The 18,276-nt window shown below is 73.3% G+C and carries 14 protein-coding genes; 9 read left to right on the top strand and 5 right to left on the bottom strand.

Annotated features, from left to right (window positions below; genetic code table 11):
* Window positions 1–68: 68 nt before the first annotated feature.
* On the top strand, window positions 69–1,040 hold the full coding sequence (locus RBJ77_RS09020) for an acetylxylan esterase (protein WP_372344446.1): 972 nt from the start codon (window positions 69–71) through the stop codon (window positions 1,038–1,040).
* Window positions 1,041–1,141: 101 nt separating this feature from the next.
* The gene (locus RBJ77_RS09015; protein WP_372344445.1) at window positions 1,142–2,320 is read left to right on the top strand and encodes a transglycosylase family protein; all 1,179 of its coding nucleotides are present in this window, start codon (window positions 1,142–1,144) and stop codon (window positions 2,318–2,320) included.
* Here the strand turns inward: RBJ77_RS09015 and RBJ77_RS09010 are convergent.
* Window positions 2,310–3,290 carry a DMT family transporter gene (locus RBJ77_RS09010; RefSeq protein ID WP_372344444.1) on the bottom strand — a complete coding sequence of 327 codons (981 nt, stop codon included), beginning with the start codon at window positions 3,288–3,290 and terminating at the stop codon, window positions 2,310–2,312. The genes RBJ77_RS09015 and RBJ77_RS09010 overlap by 11 nt on opposite strands.
* A 299-nt stretch (window positions 3,291–3,589) precedes the next feature.
* On the opposite strand from RBJ77_RS09010, the gene glgA reads away from it, so the two are divergent.
* Both glgA and glgC read left to right on the top strand, forming a co-directional pair.
* The gene (gene glgA, locus RBJ77_RS09005; protein ID WP_372344535.1) at window positions 3,590–4,747 is read left to right on the top strand and encodes a glycogen synthase; all 1,158 of its coding nucleotides are present in this window, start codon (window positions 3,590–3,592) and stop codon (window positions 4,745–4,747) included.
* A gap of 16 nt (window positions 4,748–4,763) precedes the next feature.
* Complete coding sequence (gene glgC, locus RBJ77_RS09000; protein ID WP_372344443.1) at window positions 4,764–5,981, top strand: glucose-1-phosphate adenylyltransferase; 1,218 nt, start codon at window positions 4,764–4,766, stop codon at window positions 5,979–5,981.
* A gap of 36 nt (window positions 5,982–6,017) precedes the next feature.
* Here the strand turns inward: glgC and RBJ77_RS08995 are convergent, their stop codons facing one another.
* Window positions 6,018–6,647: a TetR/AcrR family transcriptional regulator gene (locus RBJ77_RS08995; RefSeq protein ID WP_372344442.1), complete on the bottom strand. Its 630-nt coding sequence runs from the start codon at window positions 6,645–6,647 to the stop codon at window positions 6,018–6,020.
* 133 nt (window positions 6,648–6,780) lie between these two features.
* On the opposite strand from RBJ77_RS08995, the gene RBJ77_RS08990 reads away from it, so the two are divergent.
* Window positions 6,781–8,331 carry a long-chain fatty acid--CoA ligase gene (locus tag RBJ77_RS08990; protein ID WP_372344441.1) on the top strand — a complete coding sequence of 517 codons (1,551 nt, stop codon included), beginning with the start codon at window positions 6,781–6,783 and terminating at the stop codon, window positions 8,329–8,331.
* Between the two features lie 12 nt (window positions 8,332–8,343).
* Window positions 8,344–9,561: an acyl-CoA dehydrogenase family protein gene (locus tag RBJ77_RS08985; protein WP_372344440.1), complete on the top strand. Its 1,218-nt coding sequence runs from the start codon at window positions 8,344–8,346 to the stop codon at window positions 9,559–9,561.
* Here the strand turns inward: RBJ77_RS08985 and RBJ77_RS08980 are convergent.
* The gene (locus RBJ77_RS08980) at window positions 9,536–10,579 is read right to left on the bottom strand and encodes an Lrp/AsnC family transcriptional regulator (RefSeq protein ID WP_372344439.1); all 1,044 of its coding nucleotides are present in this window, start codon (window positions 10,577–10,579) and stop codon (window positions 9,536–9,538) included. The two genes, RBJ77_RS08985 and RBJ77_RS08980, sit on opposite strands and share 26 nt — an antisense overlap.
* Window positions 10,580–10,690: 111 nt before the next feature.
* On the opposite strand from RBJ77_RS08980, the gene RBJ77_RS08975 reads away from it, so the two are divergent.
* The 3 genes from RBJ77_RS08975 to RBJ77_RS08965 are packed head-to-tail and all read left to right on the top strand — an operon-like array spanning window position 10,691 to window position 16,517.
* Window positions 10,691–11,893, top strand: a complete 1,203-nt coding sequence (locus RBJ77_RS08975; RefSeq protein ID WP_372344438.1) for a M20 family metallopeptidase — start codon at window positions 10,691–10,693, stop codon at window positions 11,891–11,893.
* Entirely contained in the window at window positions 11,890–13,347 is a 1,458-nt protein-coding gene (locus tag RBJ77_RS08970) for an MFS transporter (RefSeq protein ID WP_372344437.1), read from the top strand. Before RBJ77_RS08975 ends, RBJ77_RS08970 begins: the two co-directional genes overlap by 4 nt.
* Window positions 13,348–13,373: 26 nt before the next feature.
* Window positions 13,374–16,517: a BTAD domain-containing putative transcriptional regulator gene (locus RBJ77_RS08965; RefSeq protein WP_372344436.1), complete on the top strand. Its 3,144-nt coding sequence runs from the start codon at window positions 13,374–13,376 to the stop codon at window positions 16,515–16,517.
* On the opposite strand, the gene RBJ77_RS08960 is transcribed toward RBJ77_RS08965, so the two are convergent.
* Both RBJ77_RS08960 and RBJ77_RS08955 read right to left on the bottom strand, forming a co-directional pair.
* Window positions 16,498–17,289, bottom strand: coding sequence for an ABC transporter permease (locus tag RBJ77_RS08960; RefSeq protein ID WP_372344435.1), 792 nt, complete (start codon window positions 17,287–17,289; stop codon window positions 16,498–16,500). The two genes, RBJ77_RS08965 and RBJ77_RS08960, sit on opposite strands and share 20 nt — an antisense overlap.
* Window positions 17,286–18,251, bottom strand: a complete 966-nt coding sequence (locus tag RBJ77_RS08955; protein ID WP_372344434.1) for an ATP-binding cassette domain-containing protein — start codon at window positions 18,249–18,251, stop codon at window positions 17,286–17,288. Before RBJ77_RS08955 ends, RBJ77_RS08960 begins: the two co-directional genes overlap by 4 nt.
* Window positions 18,252–18,276 lie beyond the last annotated feature (25 nt).

The raw sequence follows: 18,276 nt of genomic DNA, 5'->3' as shown, positions 1-18,276 counted from the left end.
GTGGCACGGCGGGAGTTAGCGTTGCCGCTGACACCCCAGGTGAACTCTCTACGAAACCGGAGCCGTGCGTGCCTCATTTCGATCTGCCGCTCGACGAACTGCGTGCGTTCAAGCCAGCGTTGACGGCCCCTGACGACTTCGACGCCTTCTGGGAGAAGACCCTCGCCGAGGCCAGGGAGCACGACCTCGACGCGCGCTTCGAGCCCGTCGACGTGCCGTACACGGCGGTCGACGTGTTCGACGTTACGTACGCGGGCTTCGGAGGGCATCCCGTGAAGGGCTGGCTCGTGCTGCCCGCGGGCACCAGCGAGCCGATACCGGCCGTCGTCGAGTACATCGGCTACAGCGGCGGCCGGGGCCTGCCGCACACCCACCTGAGGTGGGCGGCCGCCGGTTTCGCGCACTTCGTGATGGACACCCGCGGCCAGGGCAGCGGCGGCACCGTCGGCGACACCCCGGACCCGGTGGGCAGCGCGCCCGCGGTGTCCGGATTCATGACGCGGGGCATCCAGGACCCGCACGAGTACTACTACCGGCGCGTGTACACGGACGGGGTGCGGGCGGTCGACGCGGCCCGCTCGCACCCGCTCGTGGACGCCTCCCGGGTCGCCGTCACCGGCGGCAGCCAGGGCGGCGGCATCACGATCGCCGTGGCCGGTCTGGTGCCGGACCTGAAGGCGGCGGCGCCCGACGTCCCGTTCCTGTGCCACTTCGGGCGCGCGGCCACGCTCACCGAGCGTCACCCGTACCGCGAGATCGCGCAGTACCTCAAGACGCACATCGGCGAGGACGAGCGGGTCTTCCGGACACTCTCGTACTTCGACGGCATGAACTTCGCGGCCCGCGCCACGGCGCCCGGACTCTTCTCGGCCGCCCTGGAGGACCTGACCTGCCCGCCGTCGACGGTGTTCGCGGCGTACAACAACTGGGCGGGCGCGGAGCGGTCCATGGAGGTGTACGCCTTCAACGACCACGAGGGCGGCGGCCCCTTCCAGCAGGCCGTCCAACTGCGGTGGATTCCTGGTCACTTGAGGGGCTAAAAGTGGCCAAGGTGGCTTGAGGCTCTCTTGTCATGACTGCGTGGGAGCGGCTAATTTGCCGCTCCTACGTGTGCCTGTACGGGTACCCAGAGGGGGCTTTCATGGCGTTACGCGGCCGGCACCGCCGGTATCAGCCGAGCAGGGTCAACCGGGCGTCGCTCACCGTGACCGTCGGCGGCGCCGGGATGGCGATCCCCCTCATCGGCGCCGGGACGGCGCACGCCGCGGACGTGACCACGTGGAACAAGGTGGCCGCGTGCGAGTCCAGCGGCAACTGGGCGATCAACACCGGCAACGGCTTCTACGGCGGGCTCCAGTTCACCCGCTCCACCTGGGCCGCGTACGGCGGCACGGCGTACGCGCCGCGCGCCGACCTCGCGTCCAAGGACCAGCAGATCGCGGTCGCGGAGAAGGTGCTGAAGGGGCAGGGACCCGGTGCCTGGCCGGTGTGCTCGCAGAAGGCCGGCCTGGCCCGCGCACCCGAGCGCGAACCGGTCCGTGCGCGGACCGTCCAGGACGTCAAGCCGGAGGTCATCCCGCAGTCCACGGCGGGGCGCGGATCCTCGTACACGGTGGTCGGCGGCGACACGCTGTCCGGCATCGCGGACTCCCGCAAGGTGCCCGGCGGCTGGTCCCGGCTGTACGCGGCGAACCGCTCCACGATCGGCGCCGACCCGGACCTGATCGTGCCCGGGCAGCGGCTGACCGTCCCCGGCGGGACCGGGCAGGCACCGGTGTCCCGGAAGGCGCACCCGAAGCAGGCCCACCCGAAGCAGACGCAGCCCAAGAAGTCTCAGCCCAAGAAGGCCGAGCCGAAGAAGGCCGAGCCGAAGAAGACCGAGCCGAAGAAGACCGAAGGGCCCAGGGCGGGCGCGGGCGGCGTCGTCGCCCCGGTCGCCGCCTCGCTCGGCACCCCGTACCACGCCGCCGGCTCCTCGTGGTCGAAGGGCTACCACACGGGCGTCGACTTCGCGGTGCCCACCGGCACCTCCGTGAAGGCCGTCGCGGCGGGCCAGGTCGTCTCCGCGGGCTGGGGCGGCTCGTACGGCTACGAAGTGGTGATCCGGCACGCAGACGGCCGGTACAGCCAGTACGGGCACCTGTCGGCGCTCTCCGTGAAGAGCGGCCAGCGCGTCGTCGCGGGCCAGCGGATCGCCCGCTCCGGGTCCACGGGCAACAGCACGGGCCCGCATCTGCACTTCGAGGTGCGGACCGGGCCCGGCTTCGGCAGTGACGTCGACCCGCTCGCGTACCTGCGGGCCCACGGGGTCAGGATCTGACGTTCTCGTACGAGGAGCGCTCGTCGTCGTGCGGCGGCTTCGGCTGGCTCGGCATGCCGTCGAGCGCGGCCGGGCTGTCCGGCACGACCGGGGACGCCGGCGCCGACGGGTGCCGGGCGACGACGTGAGCGGTGCTCTCGCGGCGGTCCCGGCCGATGCGCTCCGTGGTCAGCAGGATCAGGCCGCCGGCCGCGACGACGCCGCAGCCCAGGGCCAGCACCGTGCCGATGGTGCCGTGCCGGAACGTCTCGCCGAACAGCGTGATGCCGACGGCCGCCGCCACGACCGGGTTCACCACCGTCGCGGTCGCCAGCGGGGCGGCCAGCCCCGCACCGCGGTAGGAGGCCTGCGACAGGAGCATGCCCGTCGTGGCCAGGCCCGCGATGGCCAGCAGGCTGGGCAGCTGGGCCAGCGGACTGCCTGACCAGTCGACGGCCACCGACTTCGTGAAGACCGACGCCATGCCGAACGCGCCGCCCGCCGCCACCGCGAGCAGCACCGCCCGCACCACCGGATGCCGGTGCGCGGCCCGCGCCGACGTCATCAGGACGACCACGCCACCGGCCGTGATCAGGCCGACCAGCAGGCGCTCCGTGCCGTCGAGGGCCTGCTCCGACGGCGTTCCGGTCAGCGCGAGGAGCCCCGCGAGACCGACCGTCGCCATGATCGCCCCGCGCCAGGCGGTCGAACCCGCTCTGCGGCCGACGAACAGGGCCGCCATCGGCAGCGCCACGACGATCGTCAGGGCGCCGAGCGGCTGCACCAGGCTCAGCGGGCCGTAGGCGAGCGCGACGACGTGCAGCAGCGCGCCCAGGCCGTTCAGACACCCGGCGCCCCACCAGGCGGGCCTGCGCAGCGGCGCGTACGTGGATCCGGACGTCTCGGCCACCCGTTCCTGCACGATCGCCCCGCCCGCGTAGGCGAACGCGGAGACGAGCGAGAGCAGCACGGACAGCACCAGGGCACTCATTTGGCGTCCCTGGCGGTGCGGCGCGGCGAACGGTCGGTTCTCATGTCTCCACGATCTCTCTCTTACGCGGATCTGTCGTCCGACCTGAGCAGGCATTGGGTCCTACTGCCGATGGAGTACGGCTCCTGCCGCGTCATCCCCAGGGCGGGTGCCCCCGGTGCGTCGGAGCACCTCGTGGCGTACGCGCTCTTCCGCACGGGCCGCTCCATGGGTGACCATGAGGAGCGCTTCGGGCGCGGAACCGAGCACCATGACCTTGAGCGAGTGTTGCCGACCGACGACGGGGGCCGCGCGTGCGAGTGGGACTGCTCACCCGGGAGTACCCGCCGGACGTCTACGGCGGGGCCGGCGTCCATGTCGAGTTCCTGGCGCGCGAGTTGCGCCCCCTCGTCGACCTCGAGGTCCACACGTGGGGCGAGGGCACGACCGACGGCGTGCGCAGGCACCGCGCGTGGCCCGCGCTCGACGGGGCGAACGACGCGCTGCGCACCCTCTCCGTCGACCTGTCCATCGCCGCCGCCCTCGAAGGCCGCGAGCTGGCCCACTCGCACACCTGGTACACCGCCCTCGCGGGCCACCTCGCGGCCCTGCACCTGGGCATCCCGCACGTGATGACCGCTCACTCCCTGGAGCCGCTGCGCCCCTGGAAGGCCGAGCAGCTCGGTGGCGGTTACGCTCTGTCGGCCTGGGCGGAACGCACCGCGATCGAGGCGGCGGACGGGGTGATCGCCGTGTCCCGGGCGATGCGCGACGACATCCTCGCCTGCTATCCCGCCCTCGAACCCAAGCGGGTGCGCGTCGTGCACAACGGCATCGACGTCTCGCTCTACCACGCGGACCCCGGCACGGAGGTGCTGGAGCGGATCGGCGTCGACCCGGCCCGCCCCTACGTGCTGTTCGTCGGCCGCATCACCCGCCAGAAGGGCGTGCCCCATCTGCTGCGCGCGGCCCACGGACTGGCGAAGGACGTCCAGCTCGTGCTCTGCGCGGGGGCGCCGGACACCCCGGAGATCGGGCGTGAATTCCGGGTGCTGGTCGACGAGTTGAAGCGGTCGCGGGACGGCGTGCGCTGGATCCCGTCCATGCTGCCGCGCTCCGAGATCGTCCAACTCCTCACCCATGCCTCGGTGTTCGTGTGTCCCTCGGTGTACGAGCCGCTCGGCATCGTGAACCTGGAGGCGATGGCCTGCGGCACCGCCGTGGTCGCCTCCCGGGTCGGCGGCATCCCCGAGGTGGTCGCCCACGGGGAGAGCGGGCTGCTCGTCCCGTACCGCGAGCAGGACCCGGAGGGCTTCGAGGCGGGGCTGGCCCGGGCGCTGAACGAGGTGGTCGGCGATCCGGGAGCGGCGCGCCGGATGGGTGAGGCGGGACGGGAGCGGGCGGCGGCCGAGTTCGGCTGGGGCGCGATCGCCCGGCGCACGGTCGACGTGTACGAGGAGATCCTCAACGGCACGTGAATCACAGGGGGTTGACATGCGCGGTGGGCCTTCGGTGCTCGGGATCGTACTGGCGGGAGGAGAGGGGAAGCGGCTGATGCCGCTCACCGCGGACCGGGCGAAGCCCGCGGTGACGTTCGGCGGCACGTACCGCCTCGTGGACTTCGTCCTCTCGAACCTGGTGAACGCCGACATCCTGCGGATCTGTGTCCTGACGCAGTACAAGTCGCACTCGCTCGACCGGCACGTCACCACGACCTGGCGGATGTCGAGCCTGCTCGGCAACTACGTCACGCCCGTCCCGGCGCAGCAGCGGCTCGGGCCGCGCTGGTACCTGGGCAGCGCCGACGCGATCCTGCAGTCCCTGAACCTGGTCCACGACGAACAGCCCGACTACATCGCGGTGTTCGGCGCCGACCACGTGTACCGGATGGATCCGCGGCAGATGCTCGCCCAGCACATCGAGTCCGGCGCGGGCGTCACGGTCGCGGGCATCCGCGTGCCGCGCGCGGAGGCGTCGTCCTTCGGCGTCATCACGCCCGCCCGGGACGGCACCCGCGTCGAGGCGTTCCTGGAGAAGCCGTCCGACCCGCCGGCGCTGCCCGGCACCCCGAACCAGGTGTTCGCCTCGATGGGCAACTACCTCTTCACGACGAAGACCCTCGTCGACGCGATCCAGCAGGACGCCGAGGACGACGACTCCGCGCACGACATGGGCGGTTCGATCCTGCCGATGCTCACCGAGCGCGGGGTCGCCCAGCTCTACGACTTCGACGGCAACCACGTCCCCGGCGAGACGGAGCGCGACCACGGCTACTGGCGCGACGTCGGCACGCTCGACTCGTACTACGAGGCCCACATGGACCTGATCTCCGACCGTCCGGTGTTCAGCCTCGACAACCGCCGCTGGCCGATCTACACGCACCCCGGCCAGCTGCCGCCCGCCAAGTTCTGCGCGGGCGGCATCGCGAGCGAGTCGATCGTCAGCCCCGGCTGCGTCATCCGCGGCCAGGTCACCCGCTCCGTGCTCTCGCCGGGCGTCACCGTCGAGGACGGCGCGGTCGTCCAGGGCTCGGTGCTGCACGACAACGTGCGGGTGGGCCGGGGCGCGGTGGTGCGCGGCGCGGTCCTCGACAAGAACGTGGAGGTCCCGGCGGGCGCGACGATCGGCGTCAACCCGGGCCGCGACGCCGAGCTCTACACGGTCTCCCAGGCGGGCGTGATCGCGCTCGGCAAGGGCCAGGCGGTGCGCTGAGTCCTCAGGGCCCGAGCGGGGGCCGCCCAGGGCCCGCTACCGGCCGGACGGCCCCCGCTCGGGCGCGGTGCCTTCGAAGCCGTTGGCCCAGTAGCGGCCCCGGAGCGAGAGGTCGAGGAGCGTCTCCGTGGCCTCCTCCGGAGACATCGGGCGCGGTTCCTCCTCCAACCACCAGTGCAGTACGGCGAGTTGCTCGCCGACCCAGGCGCGGGCCAGGACGTCGACGCTGATCCTCGGCGTGACGTTCTCGTGCGCGGCGCGCTCCCGGAACACCTCCGCCGCCGCCTGCGTCTGCGCCTGCGTGAACTGGCGCAGCGCCCGCCCGTCGCCCTCGCCGCGCAGGATCATCCGGTAGGCGTCGCGCTCCTGTTCGGCGTGCCGGAAGATCTCCAGCGCCGGCTTGCCGGTGAACCCGACCTCGGACGCCGGGACCAGCGGCCGCAGCCGCTCCGCCAGCTCGTCGAGCAGATCGGTGACGACCCGGTCGAGCAGGTCGTCCTTGTCCGTGTAGTGGCTGTAGAACGTCGCCCGGCCCAGATCGGCGCGTTCGGTGATGTCCTCCACGGTCACGGCGGCGTAGCCCCGTTCGAGGACCAGTGACACCAGTGCGTCGCGCAGCAGGCGTCGGGTGCGGCGTACTCGGCGGTCGCCCGCTTCCGGCGGCATGGTCCGGCTCCTCTCGCGTCCCTCGTCGGCGTCGGCAGCCTACACCTGATCATTGACAGCCAGAAAGTTTCTGTACACGCTGTCTATTAGTGGCCGCCATGACGATTTGAGCCGACGAGCGTGGGAGCAGCCCGTGAACCTGGGCACGTACATCACTCGAAGCAGTACCTTCTGGCCGGACCGGGAAGCCCTGGTCTGCGGCGAACGCAGGCTGACCTACCGCGAGCTGGAGCGGGTCTCCAACCGCCTCGCGTCGGCGCTGGCCGGCCGCGGGCTGGCGCCGGGCCGGGCCGTCGCGACGTACGCGGGCAACTGCGCACAGGTCGTGGAGACCGAGATGGCCCTGTGCAAGAGCGGCCTCGTACGGGTGCCGATCAGCCCCCGGCTCTCCGTCGGCGAGGTCGCGCACATCGTGGCCGACGCCGACGTGCGCGTGCTGTTCGCCGACGCGGAGCGTCTGGACGCCGCCCGCGCCGCGCTCCAGCAGGCCCGAACGGACTGCCTGTTGGTCGCGTACGACGGACAGGGGGCCTTCGGCTACGCGGAGTTGCTCGACGAGGGGAGCGAGGAGCCCGTCGCCGTCGAGGTCGACGAGCACGACCCGGCCGTCCTCAACTTCACCTCGGGATCCACCGGAAAGCTCAAGGCCGCCGTCCAGACCCAGGGCAACCGGCTGGCCAACATGCGCAAGCGGATGATGAGTTCGGAGAGCGCGCCCTCCACGGGGGAGCGCTACCTCGCGGCCGGACCCATCACGCACGCGCCCGGCATGCCGCTGCTCGCCTCACTGGCGTACGGCTCCACCGTGGTCGTCCTGCCGCAGTGGGACACCGAGCTGTTCCTGCGCACCGTGGAGAGCGAGCGGATCACCGCCACGTTCGTCGTGCCCACGATGCTGAACATGCTGCTCGCCCACCCGGCGTCCGCCACCGCCGACCTCTCCAGCCTCAAGGCCCTGCACGTCGGCGGTGCACCGGTCGCCCCGCAGCGGCTGCGGGACGCCGTCGAGGCGTTCGGCCCGATCCTCGTGCAGGGCTACGGACAGGTCGAGACGACCAGCGGCATCACCATGCTCACCCGCGAGGACGTCCTCGCCGGCACCACCATCGACCCCGACCTCCTGCTGTCCTGCGGACGTCCCGTCTACGACACCGAGATACGCATCGTCGACGAGGCGGGCGAGGCCGTGCCCGCGGGAACCGTCGGCGAGGTCATCGCGCGCGGACCCGACTGCGTACGGGAGTACTGGCACGAACCCGAACTGACCGCGCAGACCTTCAAGAACGGCTGGGTGCACACCGGTGACCTCGGCTACCTGCGCGCGGACGGCTATCTGTTCATCGTCGACCGCAAGAAGGACATGATCATCTCCGGCGGCTACAACGTCTACTGCAGCGAGGTCGAGGCCGTCCTCTACACCCACCCCGCCCTCGCCGAGGTCTGTGTCGTCGGCGTCCCCGACGAACGCTGGGGCGAGGCCGTCAAGGCCGTCGTCGTGCGCCGGGCGGGCACCGCGGCCGACGAGGACGAGATCGTCGCGTTCTGCGCCGACCGGCTCGCCCGGGTGAAGAAGCCGCGGTCCGTGGAGTTCGTCGACGCGCTCCCCGTCAACCGCAACGGCAAGATCGACCGCCGCGCCGTCCGCGCGCGCTACTGGGCCGGCGCCGAGCGCCGCGTCCACTGACAGGAGACCGCCGTGACCTTCACCCTCACCCCGACCTACGACGACCATCCGCGCCTCCAGGACCTGGTCGAGCGGCTGCGTGACTATCTCCAGGGCGAACTCGCCCAGTACGAGGCGGAGTTGGGGCTCGCGCCCGAGAGTGTCTACACCCGCGCCGTCCTCGAACCCGTCTGGCGGCGCAGCCGCGCACTCGGCTTCTACGGGATCCACCTGCCCGTCGAACAGGGCGGCCAGGGCCTCACCCACACCGAACTCGCCGCCCTGAAGGAGGAGGTGGGCGCCTCCGGACGCGTCCTCCAGCACAGCGTCCTCGGCGACATGGGCGGACCGCTGCGCGCCGGGTCGATCCTCCGGTACGCCACCGACCACCAGCTGGAGAAGTACCTGCTGCCGGTCGTCCGCGGCGAGCGGGCCTGCTGCTTCTCGCTGACCGAGACCGACGCGGGCTCGGACGTACGGGCCATGACGACGGTCGCCGTACCGGAGGCGGACGGGGACGGCTGGCGGATCACCGGGCACAAGGTGTTCTCCTCGGCGGGCCCCTTCGCCGACTTCTCCGTGCTCATCGCGCGCATGGCAGCCGAGCCGGACGCCCCGGCCGACGCCCCGCCGGTGTTCTCCGCGTTCCTGGTCGACCTGGACGCGCCCGGCTGCACCGTCCTGCCGGGCGAGACGCCGATGTCCGGCGAGCACATCGAGAGCGACATCGTGCTCGACGGCTGCCGGGTCGGACCGGAGCAGCTCCTCGGCTCGGTGGGGGACGGGCTGCGCATCGGGCTCGGCCGGGTCACCACCAACCGGCTGCTGCACTGCCCGACCGCCCTCGGCCAGGCCCGCCGCGCCCTCGACCTGACCATCGACTTCGCCCGCACCCGCCAGGTGTTCGGCGCACCCCTCGGCGCTCTCCAGTCCGTCCAGCACAAGATCGCCGACATGGCCACCTCGTACTACGCGGCCCGCAGCATGACCTACGACGCGCTCGCCGACCTCGACGCGGGCCACGAGCCCCGTACGGAAGCCTTCATGTGCAAGCTGTTCGTCGCCGAGAACGCCTTCAGGATCGCCGACGAGGCCGTGCAGATCCACGGCAAGGCGGGCCTGGTGCGCGGCGCCGAGGTCGAAGGGATCTTCCGGCGGCTGCGCATGTTCCGGGTGCTGACCGGGTCCTCCGAGATCCAGAAGAACGGCATCGCCCGGAACCTGCTCATGCCGAGGGAGCCACGGTCCTGACGTCGATCGGCACGGCGCCCGTGCGGTATCCGCGCTCGTCCAGCAGATGGCCGTTGAGCTTCATCGGCCACAGGGCCACCGCCCGGTCGTCCACCGTCAGGGCCGGGACCCGCTCGGCGAGCCGGACCTCGAAGCGCTGCGCGTCGTCGATCGAGCGGACCCAGGCGATCACCTTGAGGTTGTGGCGGCCGATCACCCCCGCGCAAAGCCGCACCTCACGCGCCCCCGTGACCTGCTCGGCGACCGCCCGCAGTTCGGCGGGCGCCGCCCGGCACCACAGGATCAGCGACACCGGCCACTCGGAGAGGGGGCGGGCCACCTCGCAGCGGGTCTGCGCCATGCCCGACGCGAACAGCCGGTTCACGCGGCGCCGCACGGTGTCCGGGCTCGTACCGCACCGCTCGGCCAGCGCACGGTGGCCCGCCCGGCCGTCCACCGACAGCTCGGCGAGCAACGCGCGGTCCAGCTCGGTCAGTTCGAAGACCGGCGCGTCCGCGCGGGTCTGCGCCGTCCCGGCGAGGCGGGCGATCTGCGCGGCGTCGAGGGCGCGCAGCCGCCAGCGGCTGCCCTCCGTGTAAACCGTGCTCGACAGGTGGGTGCGGGTCGCGACGATGCCCGCCAGCGAGCCCAGCCGGTGCGTCACCCAGTGGGTGAGCGCCGACAGCCGCGGCGCGAGCACCGTCAGCAGGAGGTCCCGGCCGCCGCTGACGTGTTCGACCCCGATGACGTGCGGCTCCGCCATCAGCTCCCGGGCGACGCCGGAGAGCCGCCCGTTCGCACAGTCGACCTCGACGAACGCCAGGCACCCCTGGCCCGACTCGGCGAGGGCCGGCGCCGGATGACAGCCGACCCAGGCGGCACCCGCCTCGGTCAGCCGGCTCCAGCGACGGGCCACCGTCACCGGATCCACCCCGATCGCCGCCCCGATCCGGGCCCAACCGGCCCGCGGCGCGATCTGCAGGGCGTGCACGAGGGCCTGATCGAGGTCGTCGAGCGCCCCGCAGAATTCCTGCACCACCGCTCCACTCCTGCGTTTTCCCTGCGATTCAAGAGCCGTTCCTGCGCCAGGGCAGCACCCTGACGCCATTCCCCGCCGTCCCGCCGGACCGTACCAGGAGGTTCGTCCCGCATGTCGATCACCGAACGCGCCCAGGAACTCACCCCCGAACTCGTCGCCCTGCGCCGGGCCCTGCACCAGGAACCCGAGCTCGGCCTCGCCCTGCCCCGCACCCAGGAGAAGGTGCTCACCGCCCTCGACGGACTGCCCCTGGAGATCAGCACCGGCAAGGGACTCGGCTCCGTCACCGCCGTCCTGCGCGGCGGGAAGCCCGGCGGCGCCGTCCTGCTGCGCGGCGACATGGACGCCCTGCCCGTCACCGAGAAGACGGGTGTGGAGTACGCCTCCCGGGTCCCCGGCGCGATGCACGCCTGCGGCCACGACCTGCACACGGCCGGACTCGTCGGCGCCGCCACCCTGCTCGCCGAACGGCGTGAACACCTCCACGGCGACGTCGTGTTCATGTTCCAGCCGGGCGAGGAGGGCCACAACGGCGCCGGCCTGATGATCGAGGAGGGCGTCCTCGACGCCGCGAGCAAGCCGCTCGACGCCGCCTTCGCGCTGCACGTCGCCGCCAACCGGCTGCCCGGCGGCCTCGTCGCCACCCGCCCCGGCACCGTCACCTCCGCCTCCGACGTCCTGCGCGTCACCGTGCGCGGCGCGGGCGGCCACGGCTCCACCCCGCACAGCGCCAAGGACCCCGTCCCGGTCGCCTGCGAGATCGTCACCGCGCTGCAGAACTGGGTCACCCGGCGCTTCGACATCTTCGACCCGGTCGTCGTCACCGTCGGCACCTTCCACGCCGGCACCCAGCAGAACGTCATCCCGGAGACCGCCACCTTCGAGGCCACCGTGCGCAGCTACTCCGAGGCCGCCCACGCCCGCCTCGTCGAGGGCCTGCCCCGGCTCGTGCGCGGCATCGCCCAGGCGCACGGCATCGACGCCGAGGTGACCTACGACGTGCAGTACCCGGTCACCGTCAACGAACCCGGCGAGACCGCCTTCGCCCTCGACACCGCCCGCGAACTGCTCGGCCCCACCCAGGTGTGGCAGGCCCCCGACCCGGCCAACGGCTCCGAGGACTTCGCGTTCGTCCTGCAGCGCGTCCCCGGCGCGATGCTCCTGGTCGGCGCCGCCCCCGAAGGCGTCGACGCCGCCACCGCGCCGATGAACCACTCACCGCACGCCGTCTTCGACGACCGGGTCCTGGGCCGCCAGGCCGCCCTGCTCACCGTGCTCGCCGAGGAGCGCCTCAAGCAGGGAGCCGCCGCGTGAACGCCCCGGCCCCGGCCGCCGCCAAGGTCCGTGCCGTCGTCGGACTCCTCGTCGCCTTCGAGCTGGTCAGCGGCTTCCTCCAGGGCGCCGCAGTGCCGCTGGTCCCGCAGATCCAGGACTGGCAGGGCATCAGCACCGGCCAGGCCCAGTGGTTCACCACCGTGCAGTACCTGGCCGCCGCGATCAGCGTCCCCGCCTTCGGCCGCCTCGGCGACCTGTACGGACACCGGCGCCTGATCCGCGTCGCCCTCGGCTCCATCGCCCTGGGCACCGTCCTCGTCGCCTGCGCCCCGAACCTCGCCGTCCTCCTCGTCGGCCGCGCCCTGATGGGCCCCCTCGCCGCGCTCCTTCCCCTGGAGATCGGTCTCGTCCGGGACCGGCTCAGCGTCGACGGCGGACGCCGGGCCGTCGGCATGCTGGTCGGCTCGCTGACCCTGGGCACCGTCCTCGGACACGCCCTCGCCGGCCCCCTGCTCAGCCTCCTCGGCGATCTGCGCGCGACCCTCGTCGCCCTCGCCGTGCTCGCCGTGTGCTGCGTCGCCCTGTCCTTCGTCGCCGTGCCCGAGTCGCGCACCCGGGCCGGGGGCCGCATGGACTGGTCGGGCGCGGCCCTGCTCGCGCTCGCCCTGGTCCTGCTGCTCGGCACGGTCTCGCGCGGCACGGCGTGGGGCTGGCTGTCGGCGCCCACGCTCGGCGGACTGCTGCTCGCCGCCGTGCTGCTCACCGTGTGGGCCAGGCTCCAACTCGCCCGCCCGCACGCCCTGGTGGACGTCCGGGCCCTCGCACGCAGGCACAGCGCCCCGTACTACGCGTCCGGGTTCGTGCTCGGCGGGGTGATGCTCGGCGGACAGACCGTCGCCGTCAGCTTCATGGCCGCCTCGCCCGCCGACGAGGGCTACGGCTTCGACCTCGCGCCCTGGCAGATCAGCCTCTACGGCGTCGTCCCGAACATCATGGCGTTCGCCGGGTCCGCCCTGTGCGCCGCGCTCGCCGTGAAGATCGGCTACCGGCGGCTGCTGCTCGTCGCCTTCGCCCTGCTCGCCGCCGGATACGCGGGCCAGATCGTCGGCCACTCCGCGCTCGTCCCGTTCGCCGCGTGCGGCGCCCTGGTCGGCGTCGGAGCCGGGTTCGCGCTCGGCGGGCTGCCCACGGTGATCGTGGAGCGCAGCGCCACCGACCGCACCGCGAGCGCGACCGCCGTCTACAACAACCTCAAGACGCTCGGCGGCAGCGTCGGCGGCGCCGCCTTCTCCGTCGCCCTCGGCTCCCTCGTCCTCGGCACGACGGACACCCCGGCGCTCACCGCCTACCTGGTCATCTGGACCGGGGCCGCCGTCGCCTGCGCCTTCGCGGTCCTCGCCCAACTCGCCTTCCGCGGAAAGGAGTCCACGCCCCCGGTACCGGCCGCCGCACCGGTGCCCGCCGCCGCCCGTCCGGCACCGCCGGGCCCCTGACCGCGCCGGGGATCTAATCTGCACGGGTGAGCACCGACCTGACCCTGCTGCCCCGCGTCGCCCACCGGGGCCGGGAGATCACCGCGCCCCGGCTGCGCGGCCTGCTCGCCCTGCTCGCCGGTGAGCCGCGCGGCGGGTGCAGCACCGAGCGGCTCGTGGCGGGGCTCTGGCCCGACGAACGGCCCGAGCGTCCCGGCAAGGCGGTGCAGGTGCTCGTCTCGCGGGCGAGGACCCTGCTGGGCACCGACGCGATCACGAGCACGCCGACCGGCTACCGGCTCGCCCTCGCCGACGACCAGGTCGACAGCTCCGCGCTGCTGCGGCACGCCGCCGTGAGCGCGGAGCGGGCCAGGGCCGGGGACCACGCCGGGGCGCTGGCTGCGGCCGAGTCGGGGCTCGCCCTGTGGCCGGACGGCGCCGACGAGAACGGCGGCCCCGGCGGTCCCGGAGGCCCCGGCGACTCCGGCGACCCCGTGGCCGTGCTGCGCGCCGAGCGCCGCCCCGTCCGCGCCGGTCTGGCCCGCACCCGGGCCCTCGCGCTCGCCCGCCTCGGCCGCGCCACGGAGGCCACCGGAGACCTGGCCCGGACCCTCGCGGACCGGCCCCACGACGAGGAGGTGCTCGCCGAACTGCTGCGCGCCGAGGCGGCGACCGCGGGCCCGGCCGCCGCACTGACCCGCTACGAGACGTACCGCGCCGGGCTGCGGCGGGACCTCGGCACCGGCCCGGGCCCCCAACTGCGCACAGTGCACGAGGAGTTGCTGCGCGACGAGCCGCCCGCGATCCGGTCCGGCGTGCCGCACGAACCGAACGCGCTCCTCGGCCGCGACGCGGACATCGACGCGGTGGAGGAACTGCTGCGTGCCTCCCGCGCCGTCACCGTCGTCGGGCCCGGCGGCCTCGGCAAGACCCGCCTCGCCTACGCCGTCGCCCGCCGCGCCCCGCAACGCGTCGTGCACGCCGTGCCGTTGGCGGGCGTCACCGCGGACGCGGACGTCACCGCCGAGGTGGCCGCCGCGCTCGGCGTGGGCGAGGCACGGCACGGTGCCGTCGGCTCACGTGCCCCGGCCGACCCGGTGTCCGGCATCGTCGGCACGCTCGGCACCGGGCCCGCCCTGCTGGTCCTCGACAACTGCGAGCACGTCGTCGACGGCGTCGCCGAGCTCGTCCGGGCGATCCTGTCCCGCGGCCGCGACCTGCGGGTGCTCGCCACCAGCCGGTCCCCGCTGGGCCTCACGTCCGAAGCGGTGCACGCGCTGCCGGAGCTGGGCCGCGAGACGGCGGCCGAACTGTTCGTCCAGCGGGCCAGGGCCGCGCGGCCCGGCGTCGAACTGCCCCCGGACGCGGTGGCCGACCTGTGCGGACACCTCGACGGGCTGCCGCTCGCGGTGGAGCTCGCGGCGGCCCGGGTGCGGGTGCTGTCCGTGCCGGACCTGGCCCGCCGCCTCGGCGACCGGTTCGCCCTGCTGCGCGGCGGGGTGCGGGACGTGCCGGAGCGGCACCGCACCCTGCACGCCGTCGTGGAGTGGAGCTGGAACCTGCTCACGGACGACGCCCGCGCAGCCCTGCGCACCCTGTCCGTCTTCCCCGGCGGATTCTCCGGCGCGGCGGCCGAGCGGGTGCTCGGCGGGGACGCGCTCGACCTGCTGCGGGAACTGGCCGAGCAGTCGCTGCTCACCGTCACCGACACCCCGGCCGGCGTCCGGTTCGGCATGCTGGAGACCGTACGGGAGTTCAGCGCGGCCCGCCGCGTCGAGGCGGGTGACGACGAGCGGGCCGTGGGCCGCATGTGTCTGTGGGCGCGGGAGTTCGGCGTCACCCAGCACGCGACGCTGTTCGGGCCGCGGTCGCCGGACACCTGGGAGCTGATCAAGGCCGAGCAGGACAACCTCGTCGCGGCCCTCCGCCACGCCCTGACCCGTGGCGACGGCCCCACCCTCGCGGCCGTCACCGCCGTGCTCGCCGCCCTGTGGTCCACCGACTCGAACTTCGCCCGCCTCGCCGCGCTCGCCGCCGACACCGGCGCCCCGCTCTCGCACTACCGCCCCGAACCCGATTACGTCGAAGTCACCCGCGCCGCGGCGGTGTTGTGCGCCGCGAGCCTCATCGTCGACCACGCCCCGCGGGTCGTCCGCCACCTCGTCGCCCTGCGCCGGTTGCCCCCGGCCCCGCCGGACACGCTGCTGCGCGCGATCGCCGTCGTGCTGAGCGCCGTACCCGAGATGCGGCCTCCCGGCTACGACGTGCTGCGCGAACTGTGCGCCAGTGAGCACCCGTTGGTCGCCTCCGTCGCCGAGAGCGTCGCCACGTACGTCTGGGAGCACGAGCACGACATGGACCGCGCGCTCGCCTCGGCCCGCCGGGTGAACGAGGTCCTGGGGCCGGTCGACAGCCCGCCGCTGGAGGTGATGGGCTACTCACGGCTGAGCGAGCTGTGCCTGAAGACGGGGGACGGCGACGCCGCCCACCGGTACCTCGGGGCGGCCCGCGCGGCACTGCCCCGGCTGGGCGACGAGAACGACTACGTCGGCATCCGCTGGGGATTCGCCCTCGCCTGCCTGCAGCGTGGCGACCCGGACGAGGCCGAGGGCTGGCTGCGGCGGGCCCTGGCCGACGGCACCGCGCAGAAGGCCCCCTTCTACAGCCCCGACCTGGGCGTCCGCGCCGAGATCGCGCTCGCCCGCGGCGACACGGGCACCGGGCTCGGACTGTGGCGCCGGGCCGTGGCCAGGCTGCCCGTCGCCGGGGCGGGCCACGAGACCGACTGGTGCCACGACCCGTGGGCGCTGCAACTGCAGGCGACCGCGGTGACGGCGCACGCGTACGCGGGGCGGACGGCGCCGGTCGCCGACGTGGTCGACCGGCTGCGGGCGGTGGCCTCCGGGCCGGCCGCGGACCAGCTGGGGCTGCCCGTCCTGGGCACCGTGCTGCACGCGCTCGGCGCGGCCGGGCTCGTGGCCAGGGACGCAGCCGCCCTACGGATGCTCGCGCTCGCCGAACGGCTTTGGGTGCTGCGGGAGTTCCAGCCCACGATGGCGGCGGCCCGCGCCCGCCGGGCGGCCGAGGACGCCGACCGGGCGGCGTACGCCGACGCGGTGGCCGAGTACGCCGCCCTGGGGCGGGACGAGCTGCGGGACGCGGCCCGCGTGCTCATCGCGGGTCGCGGTTGAACAGCGCCTTCGACCAGAAGTAGCCGAGGGCGGCCAGCGCCAGGCACCAGGCGACGGCGAGCCATCCGTTGTGGCCGATCTCCGTGCCGATCAGCAGCCCGCGCAGCGTCTCGATGAGAGGGGTGAACGGCTGGTACTCGGCGACCGGCTGGAACCAGCCCGGCATCGCGTCGATCGGCACGAAGGCGCTGGAGACGAACGGCAGGATGAGCAGCGGCATCGCGTTGTTACTGGCCGCCTCGGCGTTCGGGCTCGCCAGGCCCAGGCCGACGGCGAGCCAGGTGATCGCCAGGGCGACGAGAACCGTCAGTCCGAACGCCGCCAGCCACTCCAGGACCGTCGCGTCCGTGGAGCGGAACCCGATGGCCACGGCGACCGTGCCGACGATGAGAACACCGATGACGGCCTGCAGCACGCTGCCCAGGACATGTCCGATCAGCACGGCCCTGCGATGGATCGCCATCGTGCGGAAGCGGGCCATGATCCCCTCCGTCATGTCCATCGTGACGGAGATCGCGGTTCCGGCCGGAACCGCGCCGATGGTCATCAGCAGGATGCCCGGGACGAGATAGCCGATGTACGCGGACCGGTCGGCGCCGCCGCCACCGATGCCCGCGCTCATCACGTCGCCGAAGACGTACACGAAGAGCAGCAGCAGGACGATCGGCGTCAGCAGGATGTTCAGGGTGAGCGACGGATAGCGCCGCGCGTGCAGGAGGTTGCGGCGCAGCATCGTGGCCGAGTCGCGTACGGCCAGGGACAGGGTGCTCATCGGAGGGCCTTCTCCCGGTGGTCGGTGCCGCTGGTCAGCGCGAAGAACACGTCGTCCAGGTCGGGGGTGTGCACGGTCAGCGCGTCCGCCTCGACGCCCGCGGAGTCCAGCCAGTCCAGGAGGGAGCGCAGCTCGCGCTGGGTGCCGTCGCTGGGGATCCGTACCGCGAGGGCCTCGTCGTCAGAGGTGACGTCGCGGAGCACGGCGACGGCGGACCGGTAGGCGGCCGGGTCGGTGAACCGCAGCCGCACGTGCCCGCCGGGCACCAGCCGCTTCAGTTCGTCGGCGCTGCCCGTGGCGGCGATCCGGCCCTCGCTCAGCACGGCGATGCGGTCGGCGAGTTCGTCGGCCTCGTCGAGGTACTGCGTGGTGAGGAAGACGGTGACGCCGTCGGCGACCAGCTCGCGGATGATGCGCCACATGGTGTGGCGGCTGCGCGGATCGAGTCCGGTGGTCGGCTCGTCGAGGAAGATGACGCGCGGGGCGCCGACCAGCGTCATCGCGATGTCGAGGCGGCGGGTCATGCCGCCCGAGTAGGTGGACGCGGGCTTCTTCGCGGCCTCCACCAGGTCGAACCGGTCGAGGAGTTCGGCGGCGACCCGGCGCCCTTCGCGCCGGGGCAGATGGTGCAGGTCCGCCATGAGGAGCATGTTCTCCTCGCCCGTGATCAGTCCGTCGACGGCCGAGAACTGGCCGGTCACGCCGATCGTGGCCCGTACGGCCTGCGGGTCGGCGGCCAGGTCGTGGCCGCCGACCCACAGGTCGCCGCCGTCGGCGGTGATGAGCGTGGAGAGGATCTTGACGGCGGTGGTCTTCCCGGCGCCGTTCGGGCCGAGCAGCGAGAAGACCGAGCCGGCCGGCACCATGAGATCGATGCCGTCGAGGACGGTCTTGTCGCCGAAGGACTTGCGGAGCCCCTTCGCCGCGATGGCGAAGGGGGTGGACGCTGTCGATGTGGTCATGCCGCACAGGCTCGGGCACACCGCT

The organism is Streptomyces sp. KL116D, from assembly GCF_030766975.1.
GTDB lineage: Bacteria > Actinomycetota > Actinomycetes > Streptomycetales > Streptomycetaceae > Streptomyces > Streptomyces longispororuber_A.
This window is presented reverse-complemented; position numbering and strand designations above follow the sequence as displayed.

Excerpts from the sequence above, each read along its gene's own strand:
- RBJ77_RS09015 (WP_372344445.1), top strand. The coding sequence starts at position 1,142 with ATGGCGTTACGCGGCCGGCACCGCCGGTATCAGCCGAGCAGGGTCAAC.
- RBJ77_RS09010 (WP_372344444.1), bottom strand. The coding sequence starts at position 3,290 with ATGAGTGCCCTGGTGCTGTCCGTGCTGCTCTCGCTCGTCTCCGCGTTC.
- glgC (WP_372344443.1), top strand. The coding sequence starts at position 4,764 with ATGCGCGGTGGGCCTTCGGTGCTCGGGATCGTACTGGCGGGAGGAGAG.
- RBJ77_RS08995 (WP_372344442.1), bottom strand. The coding sequence starts at position 6,647 with ATGCCGCCGGAAGCGGGCGACCGCCGAGTACGCCGCACCCGACGCCTG.
- RBJ77_RS08975 (WP_372344438.1), top strand. The coding sequence starts at position 10,691 with ATGTCGATCACCGAACGCGCCCAGGAACTCACCCCCGAACTCGTCGCC.
- RBJ77_RS08960 (WP_372344435.1), bottom strand. The coding sequence starts at position 17,289 with ATGAGCACCCTGTCCCTGGCCGTACGCGACTCGGCCACGATGCTGCGC.
- RBJ77_RS08955 (WP_372344434.1), bottom strand. The coding sequence starts at position 18,251 with ATGACCACATCGACAGCGTCCACCCCCTTCGCCATCGCGGCGAAGGGG.